This is a genomic window from Mucilaginibacter gilvus, assembly GCF_004054195.1.
Lineage (GTDB): Bacteria > Bacteroidota > Bacteroidia > Sphingobacteriales > Sphingobacteriaceae > Mucilaginibacter > Mucilaginibacter gilvus.
In genome coordinates this window covers 434195-456199 of the sequence record NZ_SBIW01000003.1, presented here as the reverse complement: position 1 = coordinate 456199, position 22005 = coordinate 434195, and the positions used below count along the sequence as shown (strand labels likewise).

Genomic DNA, 22005 nt, shown 5'->3' with positions numbered 1-22005 from the left:
TCAAATATAACTAAATGGGGCGCAGGAAATCGATATTTCTTTTCAGTCCATCAAACTTTGTGCGCTTTACAGCGGAGTTTTTAAACACTTTTTGAAATACATCCCGGGTGATGTCCTGCCAATCTTCCTTTTTTAATCCCTGGAGTTCGGGGTGCGGTGTAAATGATGGTTCGGTGTGGAGTACAGAGAAGCGGTTCCAGGGGCACACATCTTGGCAGATGTCGCAGCCAAACATCCAGTTATCCATTTTGCCCTTAAACTCCTGCGGGATCTCGTTCTTTAATTCGATGGTGAGGTAGGAGATACAACGGCTTCCATCTACAACATAAGGGCCTACAATGGCGTCTGTAGGGCAGGCGTCGATACATTTGGTGCAGGTACCGCAATGGTCTGCGGTTGGCTCTATATCGTACTCCAGCTCGATATCCACGATCAGCTCCGCTAAAAAAAAGAAAGAGCCGACTTGCTTGCTTAACAGGTTTGAGTTTTTACCTATCCAGCCAAGTCCGGCCTTTTTTGCCCAGGCCTTGTCCAATACCGGCGCCGAATCTACAAAGACACGGCCTCCAACCTCGCCTACCTTTTCGTTAATAACCTGTAAAAGCTGCTTCAGCCTATCTTTAATAATCAAGTGATAATCAGATCCATAAGCATACTTTGAGATCTTGGGAGCGGAGGGATCGAACTGTAACTCGTTGGAATAATAATTGAGCCCAAGGGAGATAACCGATTTGGCGCCGTCCACCAGCAAACGGGGGTCGAGCCGTTTATCAAAGTAGTTTTCCATGTAGCGCATTTCGCCGTGCATGCCTTTATTAAGCCATGTTTCCAGCCGGGGTGCCTCCTCCTCCAAAAACTCAGCCCTGGCTATACCACAAAATAAAAAGCCCAGGTTTTTGGCCTCGGTTTTGATCATTTGCGAATATGCATGTCGGTTTTGCATGGCTGCAAAGATAAGGCTTTGTTTTGATGCATTTCAGGCGTTTACCGCTTCCTTGCCGTCGGTTTTAACCGACGGAATAAAGGCATACCGCGAAAATAAAATCAAGGATTATAATTACTGGTACGGTTTTTTCTATTCTATATTAATTAGCTCGCGCAAAATACAACACAGGTAAATGAGAATAGTATCAACCTTAAATTATACAGATATGGAAACTACAATTGAAAAATTCGACCGCGCAAACAACCAGGGCAAAAACCACGATATTAAAGGGAATATTGCGAGCGCTGATAGCGAGATGCTGAAACCGGAAACAGACGACACCGAAAAGCAAAAAGAAATACCTACCGTTACGCCTGATAATGATAACGAAGAACTGGAGAATCCGCAGCCGCAAAATGCCTCCAATAAAGGGCAGGGACTAGCCGGCGAGAACCTCTAAAACAAAAAGAGGCCGTATCTTTTTATGATACAGCCTCTTTGATATCGAATTTGAAAAACTATTCTCTAATCTCAAACCTTCAATCTCTATCCCAAATCACGGCCATACACCCAAATTCATGTATGATACCGCTATTTTGTTGATGGCACCTACCATAGCCGCGTTACGCAGAGTTTCCACCTTAGGGTTACTCTTTAATATCTCGCGGATTTCGTGGTACGAACGGATCATGGTATCTTCCAAACCGGAGTTTACCAATTCTAATTCAGATGCACCTTTAACGATGGTTGTACGCTGCATTGGCGTTAAAGCTACGCCGGTGATGCCTTCTACCATATTCACCAGGTTCAGGTTCGAGTTTTCCTCAAACCTGCGGTTGATACGGCCAAATGCTACGTGACTCAAGTTTTTTAACCACTCAAAGTACGATACGGTTACACCGCCCGCGTTGGCATACATATCCGGGATGATCATACCACCGTTTTTGTAGAACGCTGCTTCCGCTTCCGGCGATGTTGGGCCGTTCGCGCCTTCGGCAATAATTTTTGCTTTAATGCTGCCTACGTTTTGCGCGGTGATCTGGTTCTCCAAAGCAGCAGGCACCAATATATCGCATGGCTGCTCCAGTCCGTCCATGGTATTTTTAAACTCCTTTTTAGCGCCGGCATAGCCTAAGATAGAGCCCGTTGCTTTACGGTGTTGAAAAACCGCTTCTACATCAAGCCCATCCTCGTTGTAAATAGCGCCTTCAAACTCGCAAAGGCCTACGATAAGCGCACCAAATTCCGACAGGAACTTAGCCGAATAGTAACCTACGTTACCCAAGCCTTGTACAATTATTTTTTTTCCGCTAAGGCCGGTGGTTAAACCAATCTTCTGCATATCCTCGGCAACGCCCACACACTCGCGGATAGCTATGGCAACGCCACGACCGGTAGCTTCTCTCCTGCCGGCAATACCGTGCAGCGCAATAGGCTTGCCTGTTACAGCGCCTAAAGCATCCAACTGACCAGGGTTCATGGTGGCATAGGTATCAGCTATCCAACTCATTTCGCGCTCGCCGCTGCCGTAATCCGGTGCTGGCACGTCAATGCTGGGGCCAATAAAATTCTTTTTAATTAATTCTACCGTGTAACGGCGGGTAATGTTCTCCAGCTCGCTAACAGTGTAATTTTTAGGATTGATTTTGATCCCGCCCTTGGCACCGCCAAAAGGTACGTTCACAATAGCGCATTTATAGGTCATCAGGGCTGCAAGTGCCATCACTTCGTCCTCATTCACCATTTCGCTGTAGCGGATACCGCCTTTTGTTGGGCTTTGGTGGTGCGAATGCTCTACGCGCCATGCATCAATCACCTCGAAACCATTTCCTTTGCGGATAGGGAAACGGAAACGGTACACGCTGTTACACGATTTTATCTGGTCTAACAAACCGGCATCGTGTTGGGTAAACTGCGCTGCATGATCAAAGTTTTTACATACGTCACCAAAAAAGTGAGTATCCTGATCTGCAGTCGGATTATTAATATTCATAATTTAGAATTGGATAAAAAATTAATCTCTCAAAAAACTGCGCAAAGTTGGTTCTTTTTTTGCGAATAATACAATTTTTAAAAGACAGTATCTGTTTAAAATGTAAAGAAAATTCGAAATCAAAGTTTAAACAGTATTAAGGGGGATTAGTTTAATTCTCCTTCTCTATTTTTTTCAGTCGGCGATCAATACTAAACAAGTAAATGGCCAGCCCCGTAAAAATTATAACAATGGTGATCACCACTACATAGATCATACCCGATGTACGAAGCGCGTCTGCCATTTGTACATCATTCCCCGGCTGGGCGTTCACAGTAACAAAACTAAGCAGCATAGCCACTAAAAATATCAGTTTCTTCATCTCTTAATTTATCGCGTTCTTTTTAAATTCTATTAAACGTATGCGGTAGCGCAGGGTAGCAATCCAAACCGCAATAAGCGCCCAGGCGATAAAAGCCGGGTACAGCACTATACGCATCCGGTTGTCCATATCCAATTTGCCAAAGGCAGGGTTTCCACCGTTGCCGGGGTGTAACGAGTCGGTTAGGCGAGGCAGAACCATTATCAGCACCACCATTATAGGGAATGCGAAAATATTGTAGATGGCCGAGATCTTGCCGCGCTTTTGTTCCTCGTCTATCGAGTTGCGCAGCACCAGGTAGGCGCAGTATAGTAAAAAGGCTATGGCGGCGCTGTTTTGTTTAGGGTCGTTGCTCCAGTACTCGCCCCAGGCGTATTTGGCCCAAAGCATGCCGGTTACCAGCCCAAGGGCAAAAAAGAAAAGCCCGGTATTTACGCATTCCACAGCTATGAGGTCGTGCTCCTCTTTACCGCTTTGTAAGTATCTGATGCTGTAAACTACCGATATGGTGAACACCGTAAACATGGCTATCCACATAGGTACGTGAAAATACGTGTTGCGTATTGTTTCATGCAGGATAGGCAGTCGGGGTACGCCTATCAAAAAACCGGCTGTGAGTGTATAAAATATCAGCACAACGGCCAATACTTTCCACCAGGTTTGATAAATGAATTTCATATTGTGCGGCAAAGGTAATTATTTGTTTGTTGAAGAATAGCGCGTTTATGTATAATTAGTATTGTTGCAGTGCGAGGCTTTAACAGTTATAATGTTATTTTATTTAAGTTATAAGCGTTGAGAAAATGGCAGGGTTAGCGGTGAGTTGTGGAATACTAACCTGCTTCCTTTTGTTTTAAATTCTAAAAATTCATTCAGTTCTTTAAACTCGGGTTCAGACAATAAATAATGGCGATGCCTGCGGCCCGGGCTTTGCAGGGCTGCGCTGCGCTCCGGCCCTTCGGGCTAAACCCTTCCAATCCCTATCGCTTCCGAACCGCTGATTTTTCGTTTATAATTTGTTTTTCTAAGATACTCAAGAAGGCTTTGCCGTTTTAATGATTTTGAGATTACGCTGATGATACCTTCCTAACTAATAAACAAATCCACCAATGAACTAATGAACAACTGAACTAATGAACCACCCTAATCCCCCGGCTCATAATCTACCGGCAGCAGGTTAGATAGCTTTGATTTGCTCCAGGTACCTTCGTAAAGCGGACTCTCGGCGATCACAATGCCATTCATATCAAAAATAGCGTAGCGTTTGCTGTAAAGGCTTACCACGCTGGTTTCAAAATTCTCCATATCCAGCGGGCGGTATATATCCCTAAAGTTCTCTTCCTCGTGCTTTTTGGTGTACACCACATACAGGTAAGCCGGGAACGTAATAGCAAAGATGCCCTCCTGCCCCGTAACGCGTAGCACATCGATAGATTTCAACGGCGGTTTTATCAAATTCTCCTGGGCCCATTTAGGTACGTTTTGCTGGTCTATCCAATACCTTGCGGAATCGCGGTTAACCATCTCAAAATGCTTTATCTTCTTTTGAATAAAGCCTTCCTGGTAACGGTTTGGGTTGAGGATGCGGGTGTAATTATAGATGAGGAAACCCTCGTCGGCAAGTTTATTTTTATAAAGTGACCTGTAAAAATGCTGTGCCGACCCATAGTAGGCGTCCTCGCGTTTGGCCTTCCACTTTTTCTTTTGGGATTCGCTGCCCGGCAGTTCTTCAAAAAGCGCCTTGCCGGCGTAGGAAATGGTATGCGACAAATTATCGCTGCTAAAGCTGTTCAGCAAAAACTTGGTACGATAGCCAAGGGCGTTGTTCTCCACCACCAAAAACTCATCAGACGATGCTTCCAGCGTTTGCTTTCTGCGGATGTAGGTAAGATCCAGCACGTGCGGGTTGGTCACCTTGCACTGTTTAGCGTTTTCGGTAGTGCCTATAAAATCTTTTTTAAACTGCTCGTAGTTCTTTTTCCAGTCGGCATTACTGGTGATGGTAACTGCCCGCATCATCATTACTTTGGGCGTCATTTCAATAACCAGGTTAATGGGCTGGCTGCCAACCAGTACCTGTTTGGAATATTCTTCGTAACCCAGTGTAGTTACCACCAGGTTATACTGCCCGGGTTTTATGGCATTAAGTGTGAAGGTGCCATCATCTAAGGTGGCTGTGCCATAACTGGCGTTACTGAGGAACACGCTGGCCTTTGCAACCGGGTTGTGCGTACCGGCAGCAGTTATTTTACCGCTTATAAACCCAGCCTGCGCTGCCGCCATTAGGGGCAGCCATAAAAACATCAGTATAAACCAGCTACGGCGCATTGTTCTTTTAAATTTTTTAGAGGACGCTAATAAAGATATAATTTATGAAGCAGAGATGAAAAAAATGGATGGTAATTAAAAAGATACAGGGGATAACCTATCACTGTGGTTGACTCACCCCGGGTTCCCTTCGCTGCCCGACCCTCTCTACCTGCGGTAAAGAGGGTGAAAGCCAGGTCAATTGTATTCTTTGCCCTCATTGCGGAGCAAAGAGGGCCGACCAGCGTAGCGTCGTCGGGGTGAGTCTACGAAGCGGAGGCTTGTTTAAGCTAATCCCTCCACAAAAACGGGAACAATATTAATGAGGTGGTGATCACGATAACATTGATGGCAACCAGCACACCGATGGTGCCGTAGCTGTGCCCGCGGTCTATCCCGTCCATGGCGGCTTTGCTTACTTTTATCAGCAGCAGTATCACCGGGATGATCACCGGGAAACTCAATATAGCCATCAGCGTACCGTTATTACCCGCCTTGGAGGCTATGGCAGATATCATGGTGAACACCGTAGAAAAACTGATACTGCCTATCAGCACGGTGATGAAGTAAAAGAATAGGTCGCCTACCGTGTTGGTGAAAAAGAGCATATATACCAGCAACGCCAGTATGCTTAGCAAGCCCATCAGCATGGCGTTGTAGATGGTTTTGGATAGAATGATGGCTTGCGGGCGGGCAATGGTATAATAATACAGCAAACGGGCCTTACTCTCCTGCATAAAGCTTTTGGCAATGGCATTAACCGATGCAAAAAGCATAATGATCCAAAATAGGATATTCCAAACGATGGGATACCCCTGGCTGCTTTTAAAACCGGGATTTAAGTTGAAGGAGATATAGCAGATAAAAACCGTAGAAACGATGTACAGCAACACCCCGTTAAAGGCGTATTTGGAGCGCCATTCCAGGATGATCTCCTTTTTTAATAAGTTATAGGTCTCGTTAAAAAGCCTCATTGGGGCAAATATAGCAACTTGTAAGTGTTCCACTTAGAATGTGGAACACCTATTTTAAAAACTCATTTGATTATCGGTGCTTTACAGTTTTTCGTGAAACACTTTGGAACATCCATGTACTTTAGGTTATTTATATAAAAATTTGATAATTAATAAATTAAATAAAAAAGTAGAACTTACAAAAGTATAAAGTAAAACACTTTATATGTCATATTTTCCCAGAGCCGCCTTTCTTAAAATTTCAAGATTGGCGATTTCGGCTAAAGCCAATTCCGTTGGTTTTAACTTATCCGTTGGCTAAAGCCGAACGGCATTGGACCTGAAAAAGCATTGTGTCTAAATATTGCCATCCCCTTTAGGGGGCGGATTACATATTCAGATCCCTGGCTTCAGCCAAAATCAACGAAAAAGTTTAAAAGCTATTCCCCCCATACCTTTCGCAAAAATCTATACTTTCCCAATATTTCCTTAGTTTTACCTTTCATCATGGAGAAATTAGACTTAACGGATAAATGGATATTGGTTACCGGTGCCTCATCCGGTTTGGGGAAGGAAATGGCCAAACAACTGGCCACAAAACACCGCGCAAACCTCATCATTGCCGCACGCCGTAAAGACAAACTCGATCAGCTTAAAACCGAACTGGAAGCATCCGCAGGCATTAAGGTAAAGGTAATGGTTGCAGATCTGTCTGTACACGAAGATGTGGTGCGGATGATAGACGATACCCTGGCCGATGGCACACTCTACGGCGCTATATTAAACGCGGGCGTAACCTACTTTGGCCGCCACAGTGATATGCCCTGGGAACAAACCGAGAACATAATGAAAACCAACGTGAACAGCGTGGTATATATGACCAGCCAGCTGGTCGCTCATTTCGAAAAGGCTAAAACAGAAGGTGGGGTTATGATCGTATCCAGCATGGCGGCGTTTTTCCCGGTGCCTTACCAGGCAGTGTATTCTGCAACCAAGGCTTTCATTATGGCTTTTGCCAATGCTTTATCTGTAGAGATAAAAAATCCGGCGCTTTCTTTAACTGTTTACGCCCCCGGCGGCATTGCCACAGAAATGACCGAAGGTAAAAACTTTAACGACCTTAAAAGCTGGCTGATGCCAGTTGAACAGGCGGCTATTGAAGGACTAAACGCTTTTATATCGCGCAAGCATGTGCATATCCCGGGCTTTTTAAACCGGGTGGGCAACGTATTTATGAGTTTTATGCCGCGCAAGTTTATCACCAAAAACATGGGCAAGGTGTATTACAAAGCCTTGCTTAAAGCAGAAAGTTTATAATAGTATGTACGAGGCATTCCATAAAACGCCGGTTGGTTTTGTCCGCATCAGGGCTGATGAAACGCATATTGTTTCCATCAGCATCCGCGACGAGGAATGCGTAGAAACACCACCAGATTCGCCGTTGATCAACCTCGCCATTAAACAACTGGATGAATATTTTGAGGGAATCAGGAGGCAATTCGAACTGCCGCTTAACCAAGCCGGTACCGATTTTCAAAAAGAAGTGTGGGAGAACCTGCTTGCCGTAAAATATGGCAGTACCATGAGCTACCTGCAACTGGCCAACCAAATGAAAAACCCGCTGGCCATACGCGCCATAGCGGCATCTAACGGTAAAAATATGCTGTGGATAGTGGTGCCCTGCCACCGCGTTATTGGCAGCGATGGCAGCTTAACCGGCTATGCGGGTGGGCTGTGGCGCAAACAATGGCTGCTTGACCATGAAGCCCGCGTTATGGGCGTGGGGCAAACTAAACTGTTTTTTTAAGCTTATCGCCTACCAGTTTTAAAATTTTACTGTGCAGTTCATGCGCTTCAAATGGTTTTGGTAAAACATCGTTCATACCGGCAGCTATGGCTTCTTTATGCTCGTGCTCATAAGCGGCAGCAGATAGCGATATGATAGGCACACTCCGTTTAGGCTCAGCAAAATCCATCCGGATGGCTTTTGTAGTTTGATAACCATTAAGGCCGGGCATGTGGGTATCCATTAAAACCAGGTCGTAGTCGTGCTCTTTAAACTTTTCGATGGCGCTGGTACCGTTATCGGCCACCATTACATTTACTTTCCAGTCTTTTAACATCTTCACCAGCATAAACTGGTTTATCATATTATCCTCGGCCACCAAAACATTCAAACCTTCAAAAGAGGTGAGCGCTGCGGCTGGTTTAACGGCTTTATGCTCGGGCATTTTAGCTATCTCAAACCAGTTGGTAAAAGTAAACACACTGCCCTTCCCTATCCTGCTGCTTACCGTAAGTTCTCCGCCTTTTAACTCAACTAACTTTTTAACAATGGTTAGCCCCAAACCAGTACCGCCATATTTGCTGGCAGTATCATCTTCGGCTTGCTCAAACGATTCAAATATTCTCGAAAGGCGGTCAGCAGGGATGCCGATACCGCTATCCTCCACGCTAAATTTCAAGTGTACCTTATCGCCGGTTTTTTGAAGCAATGCAACCTTAAGCTTAACCGTACCCCTATCTGTAAATTTAATGGCATTGCTCAACAGGTTCATCAGGATCTGATTGATCCGTAACGAATCTATCAGCAAAACCTCGGGTATACCCTCATCAATCTCCAGCTCAAACTCAATGCTTTTCTCGTCGGCGCTAAATTTAAGCAAGCCATGTACCGATTCGATAATAGTGCGCAAATTATGTGGGGACCTAACTATATTAAACTTACCTGCCTCTATTTTAGAAATATCCAGCACGTCGTTTATAACCCCCAGTAACGATCGCGACGATATTTCCAGCATATCCAGCAGGTTGCCCTGTTGGTTGGTTACACCTGTTTTGCGCAGCAAATTGCTGATGCCTATAATGCCATTCACAGGAGTGCGCAGTTCGTGGCTCATGTTGGCCAAAAATGTTTCCTTTACTTTTTTACCGTACTCGGCCGCTTCTTTAGATTTGATAAGTTGCTCCTGATAACTTTTTTGCGGCGTACAATCGCTTATGTTCATAAAAAGAACCTTATTGCGGTACGATACGCGGCAATCTACCCATATAGTGCGCTTATCAAAGGTGTTAAACTGAAACTCGAACACCGAGAATTGCAGGTTATCTTTAATTATCTCGCTAATTTTCTTTTTAAAGGCTTCTTTATCCGCATCAATTGCCAAATCTAATATGCTGCTATTAAGTACCTCTGATTGCCGGTAACCCAATATTTTTTCTACTGCCGGGTTAACGGTTTTTATTCGCAGGGTGGTAGCATAAACAGAGCATATTAGGTCGGCACTGTTTTTCACTACCACCGCGTAGTCCTCCAATTCTATATTTTTGGCTTTTATCTCGTCTTGCTGGCGTGCAAGCTGTATAAACGAATCGACTTTTGCAGAGGTGATGTAAGGGTCGAGCGGTTTATAAAGGTAATCTACGGCGCCGGCACCAAAGCCTTTAACGGCATACTTGCTTTCTTTGGATATCGCGGTTACAAAAATTACCATGATGTCTCTGGTACGTGGGTTTGATTTTAGCATCTCTACCAACTCAAAGCCGTCCATTTCGGGCATCTGTACATCAACCAGGGCAATGGAAATATGATTCTCCCAGGCAATTTTTAAGGCATCGTTTGGCGATGTTGTAGTAAACAAGCGTATATCGTTACGCTTAAGAAGTGCTTCAAGGGCAACTATATTTTCTTCCCTGTCGTCAACGATCAAAATATTAATAGGGGTCATTTAATATGTAAGGCGTTAAGTGCCGTTCTGTAATAGCTCAAATATCTCTGTAGTCCGTAATATGTATCCGGCACCGTTAATACTAATGGCCGCGTTTGGCATTTCTGCCATTTCAGCATCCTCAGGGTGTTGGGCAATGGTTAATGCCCCGCTTTGACGCAGCTTTAACAAACCCTCTGCCCCATCCTGGTTTGCTCCCGAAAACAATATAGCTGTACAGCTTTTGCCAAAAACATCGGCAGCGCTCTCAAAGGTTACATCTATCGATGGCTTTGAATACCATATTGCTTCTGATACATCCAAACTAAAATATCCTTTTTTTTCCAGCAGGGTATGATAGTTCGCCGGTGCTATATAAATAGCGTTGCTTTCTATAGGGTCTTTATCACTAATTTCCCTGAGTAACATACGGCTGTTTTCGGCGAACAGTTTTTCAATTTCGCTAAAAAAGTTCTTTTTTCTGTGAATAATGATAATAACTGTCTTGTTAAAATCGTGTGGTAATAATTTTACCAGCCTAAACAACAATTTAAAAGAACCCGCCGAGCCGCCCAAAAGCAGCATTTTCGATTTGTTAAATCGCCGGATCAGTTGGTTATCAAGAGCCAATTTTTTGGTATATATTTTCCTTTTGATTGATCACCTTAAACTTCTTACGAAAGTTATCACTGCGGATGGTTTCCTTGTTGCCTAAACAAAGGTAACCTAACGGACAGAGACTTTTGTAAAAAAGGTCGAGGATGCGTTCCTGCAATTCTGTTTCAAAATAAATAAAAACATTGCGGCAACTTATCATCTGAAATTCATTGAATATCGTATCAGAAATAAGGTTGTGTACGGAGAATAGCGTATTTTGTTTCAATTCGCTGTGAATAGCAGCGGCATCGTACATAATGGTAAAATGGTCGGTTATAGAACCGGGCAAGCCTGTGAAGAGGTAGTTCTCTGCGTAGCTTTTTATTTTGCGTAAACTGTAAATGCCTTTGCGCGCTTCTTTTAAAACTTCAGTATTGATATCGGTACCGTAAATGAACGATTTTTTGCCCAAGCCCTCCTCTTTCAACAGGATTGCCAGCGAGTAAACCTCTTCGCCCGATGAGCAACCCGCGCACCAGATCTTGGTATACTGATAGGTAGAAAGGTAAGGGATAACCTGCGCGTTTAAGGCTTTATAAAAGGACGGATCGCGAAACATCTCGGTTACGTTAACCGTAATCTCTTCCAAAAATTCCTGGAAGAAGGCCTGGTCGTTCACCAGGATATGTTTCAGATCGTAAAAGGAAAGTTTTTTAAGCATCATGATCCGCGCCAGCCTCCTTTTTAGCGAAGCTTTGGTGTAATCACCAAAATCGAATCCGTGGATCTTTTTCACAAGATCTATCAGTTCGGTTAATTGCGGGGTTGTTAAATTACTATCCTTATCTAAAACTTCTTTCATATCAGCTATCCAGCCACAATTGCATCAATGAAATGAGTCTGTCCATATCTACCGGCTTTGTGATATAATCATTAGCCCCTGCAGCTATGCATTTTTCGCGGTCGTCCTTCATTGCTTTTGCGGTTAACGCAATAACAGGTAATTTGGCCCATTTGTTTTGCTTGCGGATATACCTGGTAGCCTCGTAGCCATCCATTTTTGGCATCATGATATCCATCAGCACAATATCAATATCTGTTATCTCTTCCAGCTTCGCTATCGCCTCTTCACCGTCATTGGCTATCACAACGGTCAGATCGTAACTTTCCAATGCGCTGCTAAGGGCGAAAATATTACGCATATCGTCATCTACCACCAACACCTTTTTGCCCTTGAGGCTATCTTTATTTGCTGTTATCGATTTTTTGGGCGATATAGGGGCAGATGCATGCGGCGTGCCGGTTGATTCGCTTATTTTGTTCAGGAAGAGGTTCACCTCGTCTATTAGTCTGTCTGATGATTTATTGGTTTTAACCACCATGGCGTTGGCATAATGCATCAGCCTGTTTACAGATGTTTTATCCAATTCCATAGCGGTGTTAATGATCACCGGCAGCGCGGCAAACTTATCCACCTCTTTTATTTTATCTAAAAGGTCGAGCCCGGAGATATCCGGCAGGTTCAGATCAAGTATCACGCACTGGTATTCGTTCTCATGCAGCATCCGGAAAGCCGACTCGCCATCATACGCCTGGTCAACGGTGATGCCCTGGCTTTGCATCAGGTCTTTCAGGGCCTGGCTTTGGGCCTTATGGTCTTCTACCAACAGTATCTGCTTAAAGCGGGTACCGCTGTTCACCATAATATCGGTAAACAGTTTATCAAGCGTTTCGGTATCCACCGGCTTTTTAAGGAAGCTGATAGCTCCTTCTTTACGCACACGGTTTGCCGCCGCCTCGCCTGCCGACATAAGGTGTACCGGGATACCCAGGGTTTCCGGGTCGTTCTTCAGTTCCTTCAATATCTGCCAGCCATCTTTACCGGGTAGCATAATATCCAGAATAACCGCGTCCGGCTGCTTTTCTTTTATTATTTCAAAAGCGCCTGTGCCTTCGTGCACCATAATAGCTTTGTAGCCATGGTCTTTGGCGTAATCCTGCAAAATATTGGCGAAATTTTTATCGTCCTCTACAATTACTACGGTTGGTTCGCGGCCGCTCTCCGGTTTTTTAGCGATGGTACTCAGGAAACTGGCGGCCGGTTTAAAGGTTTCAACCGTTGGCAGGGTTTCTTCCTCAACACGTTGGGCCTCCAATGGCAGGGTAAGTGTAAACTCGCTGCCTTCGCCCGGCTCGCTGGTAAGGGTAATGTGCCCGCCAAGCAGGCTTGCCAGTTCGCGGCTAATGGATAAGCCTAATCCGGTACCGCCATATTTACGGCTGGTAGAGCCATCGGCCTGCTGAAACGCCTCGAATATTATCTTCTGCTTATCGGCGGGGATACCAATGCCCGAATCTTTTATGCTGAAACTGATGGTTTTGGTTAATACACCCGGCTTTGCCGTAACCGAAATGGAACCGCCATCCTGTGTAAATTTAAACGCGTTTGATAACAGGTTTTTAATAACCTGCTCCACCCTTTGCTTATCGGTAAAGAAAGTAGCGGGCACATCCAGCACATGGGTTTTAAAGGTGATATTCTTATTCATCGCCATTTCGGCAAACAGCGATTGCACATCGCCCAGAATTTCGGATACCCGGATATCCTCGTTCTGCATCTCCAGCTTACCCGATTCTATTTTAGAAAGGTCGAGAATGTCGTTTATCAGCGTCAGCAGATCGTTACCGGCGTTAAAAATTACGCTGGCGTATTTAATCTGATCTTCGCTCAGGTTTAGCGGTTTGTTGTCTTTAAGAATGCGCGCCAGTACCAAAATACTGTTTAACGGGGTGCGCAGTTCGTGGCTCATATTGGCCAAAAACTCCGATTTATATTTACCGGTGATCTCCAGCTCGTTGGCTTTTTGAGTGACGCTTTGGCGGGCTTCTTCAATGGCCTGATTCTTTTCTTCCAGCAAACTGGCCTTTTCTTCCAGTTCGGCGTTAATGGTGCGCAACTCTTCCTGTTGTACGCGCAACTCTTCTTCTGATGCCTGCAACATTTCTGTTTTGTTCATCAACTCTTCGTTGGTAACGCGCATTTCTTCCTGCTGTGCTTCCAGTTCTTCTGCCTGCTGTTGAGTTTCCTCAAACAGATCGTGCATAATGGTACGCGCCTGGGCGGTGTTTACCGATATGCCAATATCATTTGCCACCAAAAGGATATAATCTTTCACCTGTTCGCGCAGTTCGCCGCGGAAACCTATCTCCATTACACCCTTCAATTTTTTATCGAAGAAGAAAGGGACGATGAAGGTTTCTATAATCTCTTCGCTTACGATAGATGAGCCCAGTTCCAGCTTATCATTCAGTTTACCTTTTACTACCGCGGCGCGTTCGTCTTTTGCTGCCTGCCCTATCCAGCCCTCCGAGATGCGGATAGATTTTTTTAACGATGCGGGGTCGTTGTAGGCGTAAGATGCATACAGGTCTAACCGCTCCTCGGCCTCGTTAAACAAGTACATGGTGCCTGTTAGCGCGCCGGCGTATTTACCAACTTCGGCCAGTATATTTTCTGTTAGTTCTTTTTCGCTTTGCTGGCCCTGCATTTTATCGTTCAGGGTACCGGTACCTATAAGCAGCCAGCTTTTGGCCTCATTCTCTGCCAGTACCTTTTCCAGTTGAATATTGGCAATTTTCACTTCATCCTCTATCTTTTTCTGCCTTGCAAATGTTCCCTGAATGTAGAAGAACATGATGAAGATAATTAGCAGGAAAACGGTTGAACCAATGACAATAACCCATATGGCTTCGTTGGATGCCTTATCTGAAGCTACTTTACGCTGTACAAGCAGGCTGTTTTCGGTTTCTATTACGCGGTTTTTAAGATCGCGGATACTATCCATATTGCCTTTGCCAGCCAAAAACATGTGGCGGGCAACCATATAGTCAAGCCCTTTGGCTTCGCGGGTATCAATGTTTAGTTTTAAAACGGCCATTTGGCGTGCCACAAGTTCTTTAAGCGAATCAATACGTTTTACTTGTAACGGATTATCGGAAATAAGGTCGCCAAGTTGACTTAAATTCTCGTTAATGCGGGGTACGGCAACGTTATAGGGGTCTAAAAAAGCCTTATTGGCGGTGGCACCGTAACCGCGCATCCCAGTCTCGCCATCTATTAAATTTTGCAGTAAATTATTGGTGGTTTTTATTACATTTTGGGTATGGTTTACCCAAACGGTATCGTCCTCTAACTGTTTAATGCTGTTAAAAGAAAGTATGCCAATAAATAATACCAATACAATGGAAACAACAAAGCCTGCTAATACCTGGTTGCGAAAGGAAAGCTTTAACATTTAGTAAAATGTGGTTTAATGTGCTACAAATATGTTTAAAAATTTATTCGTAACTAAATATATTGCAACGAAAACAACCTTTAAACCCATTCGGAGTAATTATACCGTAGCAGCAGATGACTTAGCCGGCACATTAAGCATCCTTTTAGGAAACAAGGCACCCAGTACCGCCAGCAACGGGCCGGCAAACAATACATACCACCCCCATTTAAATTTGATCTTACTGGTGAGGAAGGCATTGATACTCTTGAAGGGGATAAAGCTAAAAGTGGTTGTAACCTTTAGAAACGCCGCCAGCAAAAGCAAGGCTACCAGCGCCAAAGACATAAAAGCGGTAAACCTTGTTACCTTGTTTTGGTTAAAAAACGTGCACAATATGCCTATGGTGCCTACCAGCAAGAGCAACAAGCCGAAGGGTTGGTTCATTTTGTAAACATCCATGGTAACGAGGCCAAAGGCACTTAGCATGGGGCAATACGTAGCGGCAATAAGTACTATAAAACCGATAAGTGATAAGAGTGAGGGCAGGCGCATTACGTTATTTTTTGATATCCATTTTATCGGCAAAGTGGGCGCAGTAATCGCGCAGGTCTTCTACCATGTTTTTCTCACCGGTGGCACGTAAGAAGGTATCGCCCATGGTTTGCAGGGTTTCGTAAAAGAAACGTTTCATCTCATCAACCGGCATATCTTTTGTCCAAAGGTCTATTTTCAGGGTATTTTGGTAGCTCTGATCCCATAAGGAAAGCATAAACGCCTGTACAGGCAAGGCCTCTTTATTTTTTGAATCGGTTGATTCCCAAAGAATTTTTTCAGGGATGTTATTATCGTCGAGTTGTACAGTCAGCTTTATTTCAGCAGTCTTCATCAGTTCTATTTAACAATTAAAAATATGATCGCCACCAAAGTTATAAAGCTTAGCTCTACAATCCATAGTTTTTTGGTTTCGGCAAAGAAATTACGGAAAATTATATCCAGCAATGACACAACGATGCCAAACAGTATAAATATCCAGGTGATGGTACCGCTCCAATGTTCGTAAGGGGTGCCTGTAATTTTAGCGCCGTTTATAAAAATGTAAGCAGCCAGTATAAAAAAACCTGCGGTGGCAAAATTTAACGGGCTTACCCTAAATTTACGTGGTTGATCAGCGTTTTTTGCCGGATCTATTTTGGCTTCCATATTTTTTTATGGGTTTCTTGTTGGTTGGGTGATTAGGTTGTTTTTTTGCTTTGGCAGCTTCAAATTTTTTGATCTGCGCCAATGATTTCTTCTCGTGGAAAGCACCTTTAAAGTCGGGATCTTCTTTGCGTTTTTGCAGATCTATCTCTTTGGCCTGCTCCTGGCGTTCCTCGTACGGGGTTTCCTCTATAAATACGCCCTCCGGGATATTATAAACCGGGATGGTTTGCCTGATGAGCTTTTGGATCTTATTTACATAGTACTCCTCAGAAGGCACCGCGAATGTGATAGCCACACCCGAGTTGTATGCCCTGCCGGTACGGCCAATACGGTGTACATAATCTTCTATCACCACCGGCACATCATAGTTTATTACGTGGCTTACATCGCTTACATCAATACCGCGCGATGCCACATCTGTAGCTACCAATATCTTCACCAAGTCGTTTTTAAACGAATTGATAGAGTTGATGCGGGTATTTTGCCCTTTATTGGCATGCAGTACTTTAACGCCATCCTCTCCGTATTTACGTAGCAGGAATTTGTATACATCCTCCGCAGCAACCCTGGTTTTACAAAACACCATCAGTTTTTTGATGTCGCCTTCTTTATCCATCAGGGCCTTCAGCAGGTTGATCTTGGTTTTGTTGTTTGGTACGTGGTATAACTGCTGGGTAACCGTTTCGGCCGTAGTTGCCTGCGGGGTTACCTCTATCACGGTAGGAAATTCCAAAAAGTTATGCGACAACTCCTGGATCTTCTCCGACATAGTTGCCGAGAACAGCAGGTTTTGGCGTTTAACCGGTACTACCTCTAAAATGCGGTTTATCTGCGGCATAAAGCCCATATCCATCATCTTATCGGCTTCATCAAGCACCAGCACCTGCAAGGTTTTGGTAACAATGTGGCCTGCTAAATAAATATCCAGCAAACGCCCCGGTGTGGTTACAATAATATCAACGCCTTTGTTTATCTGCTCTATCTGTGTTTTTGGGCCGAGGCCGCCGTAAAGCACCACAACCCGCAGATCGGTATTTGCCGCGAAGGCTTTAATGTTCTCTTCTATCTGCATGGCCAACTCTCTCGTTGGCGAAACAATGAGCGCGCGCGGACTATCGCCCTGCGCGTATTTCAGCTTCATTAATATCGGCAACACGTAAGCGGCGGTTTTGCCCGTACCTGTTTGTGCAATGCCCATTACATCCTGCCCGTTCATTATCGGCGGGATAGCCTTTTCCTGTATCGGCGTAGCTTCGGTATAACCGGCATCGGCGATAGCATTCAATATCTGCCGGTTAAATTTAAAATCTTCAAAGGGTATGCCCATGGTGGCAAAGATAAGGTTTTTGTTTTAGAGGAGGAATGAAGGAAGAAAACACCCGGGAAATCGCTTTTAAATTTCAGGGTTGGCAATTTTCGGCTAAAGCCAATTCTCGGGTTTCAACTTAACCGTTGGCTAACGCGGAGTTTGGCTTCTTTTTAGGCAATAAATGGACTATAGGCATCCAGCCCGGTTATTCGCGTTTATCGGGCACCGAAACCAGCTATTACTACTCGGCCACCAACCCTTTAAACAACTACACTTATGTACATAAGTACCACACAGATATCATTGGTCTGGCAATTAACCTGCGCTACTACTACTGGATGCTGTGCGACAAGTTTGGCATTTACCCTCAAATGGGCATCAGCAGCAATCATGTGCTGAACAATTTTTTGGTAGGCTCACTCAATGTCGGCGGCGGCCCTAATGTGGTTTTCTTCCCAACAAAAAAAACTGCGTATCAATATGGGCTTCGGCAACCTCAACTATAACTACAACTACCAAACCAATGGCACAACATTAAACCTGTCGCTGAATAACAACTTTAGCTTAGGTTTGAATTATTATTGGGGAGGGAAGAATTAGAATCAAGAGACAAGACGTTAGAATCAAGAGCTAAGACGAAGGAATACTAACACTTCTATCTTAATTCTTGTCTCTTGATTCTTGACTCTATCCCTCTATCTTTGCCTCTATGTCAACTATCCTCATTAAAGCAGTCACCATTGTTAACGAAGGCAAACAATTTGTTGCCGATCTACTTGTGAAAGACGGCCGCATCGACCGTATCGATAGCACCATCAATGCAACAGCCGACAGAGAGATCAACGCCGAAGGGCTTCACCTTTTCCCTGGCTGTATAGATGACCAGGTGCATTTCCGCGAACCTGGACTAACGCATAAGGGTAATATTTATACTGAATCGCGCGCGGCGGTAGCAGGCGGCATCACTTCTTTTATGGAGATGCCCAACACCGTACCCAATACGCTTACCCGCGAATTACTGGAAGATAAGTATGCCATAGCGGGGCAAAACTCGCCGGCCAATTACTCGTTTTATATGGGTGCCAGCAATGATAATTTGGAGGAGGTGCTGCGTACCGATACCAAAAACGTATGCGGCATAAAAGTGTTCATGGGTTCATCAACCGGCAATATGTTGGTGGATAATCCTACCACGCTGGAGAACCTGTTCGCCAACTCCCCTATGCTCATCGCTACGCATTGCGAAGATGAGGCAACCATCAAAAGCAACCTGGAACATTATAAGCAATTACTTGGCGAGAATATCCCGATAAAACTTCACCCCAAGATAAGGAGCGCGGAGGCCTGTTACCTGTCATCCAGCATGGCAGTAGAACTGGCCAAGAAACACAATACCCGTCTGCATATTTTGCATATCTCTACGGAGAAGGAAACGCATTTATTCAGTAATGAGATCCCACTGGAAGAGAAACGCATAACCGTCGAGGCCTGCATCCATCATTTATGGTTTAGCGATGCCGATTACGAAACAAAAGGCAACCTCATTAAATGGAACCCAGCCGTTAAAACGGCGGAGGACCGCGACGGAATCTTAGCCGCCGTACTGGATGGCCGCATAGATGTAATTGCCACTGACCACGCCCCGCATACCAGCGAAGAAAAAGCCCAGGCCTATCTGCAAGCACCAAGCGGTGGCCCCTTAGTGCAACACGCGTTAGTGGCTATGCTAGAACTTTACAAACAAGGCAAAATAACACTGGAGCAAATTGCCGAAAAAATGGCGCACAATGTTGCCAAATGTTTCCAGATAGAAAAACGTGGATTCATCCGCGAAGGCTATTGGGCGGATCTGGTTCTCGTTGACCTGAACCAGGTATGGAACGTGAACAAAAGCAATATTTTATATAAATGCAGCTGGTCGCCGTTTGAGGGGCAGCAATTCGGTTCGAGTGTAACACATACCATTGTTTGCGGCAATGTTGTTTACGAGGGCGGAAAAGTGGCAGAAGGCACCTACGGGCAGCGGATGAGCTTTGTGAGATAGTTGCTGCGAATTTTTTTTTAATTCCCCTCTTGAGAGGGGCGAGTGCCGGCATGTGTGGTGGCGGGGTGTGTTCGTCACTTTGCAACCTAAGAAACACACCCCTCCACCCCTCTCAAGAGGGGAATCGCACAAGCCACCGCTTTTTTATACTTATTATTTCATCAATTTATAAACAACTCATCCATAAACACCCAGCCCGGTTTTCCTTTGGCTGAATGCCAATCGGGGACTACTTTAATTGGTTTGGCAATTAGTTTAATGCAAGCCACCTTCTGCGGCGTTTTAAGCTTACAGCTTAACGGCACTAAACCGAATGCATCTGCTTTAAGTGGCGTGGCGGTTTTTAGGATGCTTAGCAGTTTCAGGTGATCTTTATCTGCCCCGCCCCATACTTCTATGCTGGCCGCTAAAAAGATCTGCGAACCTATATTGCGCATGGTGTTTAGTTCTAAGGAATGCATTTCGATAGGTTTATTAAACCACATCATCATCTCTAAATCCTTTTGCGAGGCCAGCCACTTCCCATTACCGAAACCAGTGCCGCCAAGGTCCTTATCAATAATGGTTTTTGCGCCATCGCCTTTATACTTATCATCCGGGCGGGTGATAAACATCACGCTATCCGGCGTGTAGCGGCATTTGTAAACGTTGAACTGCACCTCATCGCTGCCTAACCACCCGGTTTTAAACGCGCGCGCTTTTATAACCGTACTTTGGGTAATAACCGTAACGCGCTTGTACAATTGGGAACGGACGCTATCCGGCGCGCTATTATCTGTGGTGTAGCGGATCTCAACTCCTTTGATGGGATTAGCAAGTTGTAGCGGATAGCTCTCGCTGAATATCACCGCCGTATTTTTCAACTCTGGGTTAGTCAGCTTAACCGGCTTGCCATCATCTTTAAACCCGGTTAATACTTTTAGCTGTTTATTGCCAGCTTGTAACGATTTAAAATCGTCAGGCTTCAGGCCTGTGTCCCAAACGGCCAGTTCGGTAAGGCTTTTTATAGCGGATAATTGTTTGATATCGGCAAGGGTTAGCTTCACTCCTGCCAAAGAAAGGCTGTGAAGGTTTTTTAATCCGCTCAGCTCTTTCAGCCCTTTCCCGGTTACATCGCTAAAGTTGAGCACCAGCCGGCGCAGGTTCTCCAGTTTGGCAACGGCTTTCAGGTCGGCATCTTTTACGGGCATTTTATTCAGGTCGAGCGATACCACTTGTTTGCTAATAGGGCTAAGTTCTTCCAAAGCCTTTACGTTAAAAGTGCTTTTATTGTAGATGTTTACCGCCAAAGCAGGCGATTCGGCAGCCAGTGGGTAAACCACGCGGTAGTTGTTGTTTAGTTTTTTGATATCATTTTCGCTGGCGGCAGAAAAAGCGTAAGCTTCTTCCGTACTTTCCGCAGGTTTTAAAAACGAAGAAGCGATCACCCTCAGGGAATCAGTAGCAGGGAGATCGATAACTTTCTTCTTGAAATCGGCGTTGTTCTTTACCCAAAAATAAAGAAGTAGTTTTTCCTCATCGGTGAGTTGCGGTTTTCCTATGGGCGGCATGTGTTTCTTTTCGGCTTCGGGGAGGTGGATGCGTTGGAGCAACAGGCTTATTTGCGGATTGCCGGCCACAAACAATTTTCCTTTTTTGCCGCCTTTCAGAATAGATTCCTCGTCGGTAAGTTTTAGGCCGCCTTTGGTTTTGGCTGCGTTATGGCAGCTCTGACATTTTGCCTCGAAGATGGGCGCGATCACATCCTGGTAAACCAGCGCCTCGTTAATGGGCACCTGTTTTTTATCCTTATCCATCACCGGCCCAAAAACAAAATCTTCCCCATGGGTAATATTCCCGCCGAAATGCCCGGCCATGATCAGGCAAAAAACAGTAACCAAGGCGCCGGTTTTAGCGATGGTAGCCGTGTAACGTTCGCGGTTGCGTATGAGGTAAACACCATAGCCTACAAAGGCCACCCCTACCCCAAACCATTTATGCCATTGCAGATTGCTCCCCTCGTAGCCGGCTTCATGCGAAAGCAACAGCCCCATAATTACCGTGATCGAAGCAAACAAAGCCCCCAGCACCAGCAAATAGTTGGTAAAAGATTGATACAGTTTTTCGTCGATAAACTCCGGCCGGAAGCGGAAATACTCCATCAGCATGGCCAGCATCAGTATCACTATGGGAAAATGCAGCACAAGCGGGTGCAGCCTGCCCGCCGGTTGCAACCATTGCGGCACCACCAGGCTATCGCCTGCAAGTAATAAGACTAAAATAAAAACATTCAGCGCGAAAAGCGCCCCGTCCGCAAAACCTTTATGGCTGCTCTTCATATATTAAACGTGGT

Annotated in this window: 20 protein-coding genes; 5 read left to right on the top strand and 15 right to left on the bottom strand. The window is 44.9% G+C overall.

What is annotated here, in order from left to right; all coding sequences use genetic code 11:
- Positions 1–10 precede the first annotated feature (10 nt).
- Positions 11–943: a tRNA epoxyqueuosine(34) reductase QueG gene (gene queG, locus EPL05_RS07965; protein WP_128533416.1), complete on the bottom strand. Its 933-nt coding sequence runs from the start codon at positions 941–943 to the stop codon at positions 11–13.
- A gap of 208 nt (positions 944–1151) precedes the next feature.
- Here queG and EPL05_RS07960 point away from each other — a divergent pair, with 208 nt between their 5' ends.
- Positions 1152–1385, top strand: coding sequence for a hypothetical protein (locus EPL05_RS07960; protein WP_128533415.1), 234 nt, complete (start codon positions 1152–1154; stop codon positions 1383–1385).
- Positions 1386–1481: 96 nt separating this feature from the next.
- Here EPL05_RS07960 and EPL05_RS07955 read toward each other — a convergent pair whose 3' ends face one another.
- The 5 genes from EPL05_RS07955 to EPL05_RS07935 all read right to left on the bottom strand — a co-directional run bounded on the left by EPL05_RS07955 (position 1482) and on the right by EPL05_RS07935 (position 6560).
- Positions 1482–2918 (bottom strand): Glu/Leu/Phe/Val family dehydrogenase, encoded by a 1437-nt coding sequence (locus EPL05_RS07955; protein WP_128533414.1) that lies wholly within the window; start codon positions 2916–2918, stop codon positions 1482–1484.
- Between the two features lie 151 nt (positions 2919–3069).
- Positions 3070–3279 (bottom strand): CcmD family protein, encoded by a 210-nt coding sequence (locus EPL05_RS07950; protein ID WP_128533413.1) that lies wholly within the window; start codon positions 3277–3279, stop codon positions 3070–3072.
- A 3-nt stretch (positions 3280–3282) separates the two neighbouring features.
- Complete coding sequence (locus EPL05_RS07945) at positions 3283–3948, bottom strand: cytochrome c biogenesis protein (RefSeq protein ID WP_128533810.1); 666 nt, start codon at positions 3946–3948, stop codon at positions 3283–3285.
- A 474-nt stretch (positions 3949–4422) separates the two neighbouring features.
- Complete coding sequence (locus tag EPL05_RS07940) at positions 4423–5607, bottom strand: carboxypeptidase-like regulatory domain-containing protein (RefSeq protein WP_128533412.1); 1185 nt, start codon at positions 5605–5607, stop codon at positions 4423–4425.
- 269 nt (positions 5608–5876) lie between these two features.
- Positions 5877–6560 (bottom strand): heme exporter protein CcmB, encoded by a 684-nt coding sequence (locus EPL05_RS07935; RefSeq protein ID WP_128533411.1) that lies wholly within the window; start codon positions 6558–6560, stop codon positions 5877–5879.
- Positions 6561–7046: 486 nt separating this feature from the next.
- On the opposite strand from EPL05_RS07935, the gene EPL05_RS07930 reads away from it, so the two are divergent.
- On the top strand, positions 7047–7856 hold the full coding sequence (locus EPL05_RS07930) for an SDR family NAD(P)-dependent oxidoreductase (RefSeq protein WP_128533410.1): 810 nt from the start codon (positions 7047–7049) through the stop codon (positions 7854–7856).
- Positions 7857–7860: 4 nt separating this feature from the next.
- Positions 7861–8346 carry a methylated-DNA--[protein]-cysteine S-methyltransferase gene (locus EPL05_RS07925; RefSeq protein ID WP_128533409.1) on the top strand — a complete coding sequence of 162 codons (486 nt, stop codon included), beginning with the start codon at positions 7861–7863 and terminating at the stop codon, positions 8344–8346.
- Here EPL05_RS07925 and EPL05_RS07920 read toward each other — a convergent pair.
- From EPL05_RS07920 to EPL05_RS07885, 8 genes are all read right to left on the bottom strand, one after another.
- Complete coding sequence (locus tag EPL05_RS07920; protein WP_128533408.1) at positions 8330–10267, bottom strand: response regulator; 1938 nt, start codon at positions 10265–10267, stop codon at positions 8330–8332. The two genes, EPL05_RS07925 and EPL05_RS07920, sit on opposite strands and share 17 nt — an antisense overlap.
- A 15-nt stretch (positions 10268–10282) precedes the next feature.
- A complete protein-coding gene (locus tag EPL05_RS07915) occupies positions 10283–10831 on the bottom strand; it encodes a chemotaxis protein CheB (protein WP_166727664.1) in 549 nt (182 codons plus the stop codon).
- Positions 10832–10865: 34 nt separating this feature from the next.
- On the bottom strand, positions 10866–11705 hold the full coding sequence (locus tag EPL05_RS07910) for a CheR family methyltransferase (protein ID WP_128533406.1): 840 nt from the start codon (positions 11703–11705) through the stop codon (positions 10866–10868).
- Between the two features lies 1 nt (position 11706).
- Complete coding sequence (locus EPL05_RS07905; RefSeq protein WP_128533405.1) at positions 11707–15138, bottom strand: hybrid sensor histidine kinase/response regulator; 3432 nt, start codon at positions 15136–15138, stop codon at positions 11707–11709.
- A gap of 99 nt (positions 15139–15237) precedes the next feature.
- A complete protein-coding gene (locus EPL05_RS07900) occupies positions 15238–15672 on the bottom strand; it encodes a hypothetical protein (protein WP_128533404.1) in 435 nt (144 codons plus the stop codon).
- Between the two features lie 4 nt (positions 15673–15676).
- Positions 15677–16006: a gliding motility protein GldC gene (gene gldC / locus EPL05_RS07895; RefSeq protein WP_128533403.1), complete on the bottom strand. Its 330-nt coding sequence runs from the start codon at positions 16004–16006 to the stop codon at positions 15677–15679.
- Positions 16007–16011: 5 nt separating this feature from the next.
- The gene (locus EPL05_RS07890) at positions 16012–16320 is read right to left on the bottom strand and encodes a hypothetical protein (protein ID WP_128533402.1); all 309 of its coding nucleotides are present in this window, start codon (positions 16318–16320) and stop codon (positions 16012–16014) included.
- The gene (locus EPL05_RS07885; RefSeq protein ID WP_128533401.1) at positions 16286–17647 is read right to left on the bottom strand and encodes a DEAD/DEAH box helicase; all 1362 of its coding nucleotides are present in this window, start codon (positions 17645–17647) and stop codon (positions 16286–16288) included. The genes EPL05_RS07890 and EPL05_RS07885 overlap by 35 nt, the downstream gene beginning before the upstream one ends.
- Before the next feature lie 125 nt (positions 17648–17772).
- On the opposite strand from EPL05_RS07885, the gene EPL05_RS07880 reads away from it, so the two are divergent.
- Positions 17773–18135 (top strand): hypothetical protein, encoded by a 363-nt coding sequence (locus tag EPL05_RS07880; RefSeq protein WP_128533400.1) that lies wholly within the window; start codon positions 17773–17775, stop codon positions 18133–18135.
- Between the two features lie 203 nt (positions 18136–18338).
- A complete protein-coding gene (locus EPL05_RS07875; protein ID WP_128533399.1) occupies positions 18339–19673 on the top strand; it encodes a dihydroorotase in 1335 nt (444 codons plus the stop codon).
- A 161-nt stretch (positions 19674–19834) separates the two neighbouring features.
- Here EPL05_RS07875 and EPL05_RS07870 read toward each other — a convergent pair whose 3' ends face one another.
- The gene (locus EPL05_RS07870; RefSeq protein WP_128533398.1) at positions 19835–21991 is read right to left on the bottom strand and encodes a c-type cytochrome domain-containing protein; all 2157 of its coding nucleotides are present in this window, start codon (positions 21989–21991) and stop codon (positions 19835–19837) included.
- Between the last annotated feature and the right edge of the window lie 14 nt (positions 21992–22005).

What these genes read in the sequence shown, in the direction of transcription:
- EPL05_RS07935 (WP_128533411.1), bottom strand. Translation starts at nt 6,560, where the DNA reads ATGAGGCTTTTTAACGAGACCTATAACTTATTAAAAAAGGAGATCATC.
- EPL05_RS07915 (WP_166727664.1), bottom strand. Translation starts at nt 10,831, where the DNA reads ATGCTGCTTTTGGGCGGCTCGGCGGGTTCTTTTAAATTGTTGTTTAGG.
- EPL05_RS07920 (WP_128533408.1), bottom strand. Translation starts at nt 10,267, where the DNA reads ATGACCCCTATTAATATTTTGATCGTTGACGACAGGGAAGAAAATATA.
- EPL05_RS07925 (WP_128533409.1), top strand. Translation starts at nt 7,861, where the DNA reads ATGTACGAGGCATTCCATAAAACGCCGGTTGGTTTTGTCCGCATCAGG.
- gldC (WP_128533403.1), bottom strand. Translation starts at nt 16,006, where the DNA reads ATGAAGACTGCTGAAATAAAGCTGACTGTACAACTCGACGATAATAAC.
- EPL05_RS07870 (WP_128533398.1), bottom strand. Translation starts at nt 21,991, where the DNA reads ATGAAGAGCAGCCATAAAGGTTTTGCGGACGGGGCGCTTTTCGCGCTG.
- EPL05_RS07905 (WP_128533405.1), bottom strand. Translation starts at nt 15,138, where the DNA reads ATGTTAAAGCTTTCCTTTCGCAACCAGGTATTAGCAGGCTTTGTTGTT.
- EPL05_RS07885 (WP_128533401.1), bottom strand. Translation starts at nt 17,647, where the DNA reads ATGGGCATACCCTTTGAAGATTTTAAATTTAACCGGCAGATATTGAAT.
- EPL05_RS07955 (WP_128533414.1), bottom strand. Translation starts at nt 2,918, where the DNA reads ATGAATATTAATAATCCGACTGCAGATCAGGATACTCACTTTTTTGGT.
- queG (WP_128533416.1), bottom strand. Translation starts at nt 943, where the DNA reads ATGCAAAACCGACATGCATATTCGCAAATGATCAAAACCGAGGCCAAA.
- EPL05_RS07890 (WP_128533402.1), bottom strand. Translation starts at nt 16,320, where the DNA reads ATGGAAGCCAAAATAGATCCGGCAAAAAACGCTGATCAACCACGTAAA.
- EPL05_RS07900 (WP_128533404.1), bottom strand. Translation starts at nt 15,672, where the DNA reads ATGCGCCTGCCCTCACTCTTATCACTTATCGGTTTTATAGTACTTATT.
- EPL05_RS07960 (WP_128533415.1), top strand. Translation starts at nt 1,152, where the DNA reads ATGGAAACTACAATTGAAAAATTCGACCGCGCAAACAACCAGGGCAAA.
- EPL05_RS07875 (WP_128533399.1), top strand. Translation starts at nt 18,339, where the DNA reads ATGTCAACTATCCTCATTAAAGCAGTCACCATTGTTAACGAAGGCAAA.
- EPL05_RS07930 (WP_128533410.1), top strand. Translation starts at nt 7,047, where the DNA reads ATGGAGAAATTAGACTTAACGGATAAATGGATATTGGTTACCGGTGCC.
- EPL05_RS07940 (WP_128533412.1), bottom strand. Translation starts at nt 5,607, where the DNA reads ATGCGCCGTAGCTGGTTTATACTGATGTTTTTATGGCTGCCCCTAATG.
- EPL05_RS07910 (WP_128533406.1), bottom strand. Translation starts at nt 11,705, where the DNA reads ATGAAAGAAGTTTTAGATAAGGATAGTAATTTAACAACCCCGCAATTA.
- EPL05_RS07950 (WP_128533413.1), bottom strand. Translation starts at nt 3,279, where the DNA reads ATGAAGAAACTGATATTTTTAGTGGCTATGCTGCTTAGTTTTGTTACT.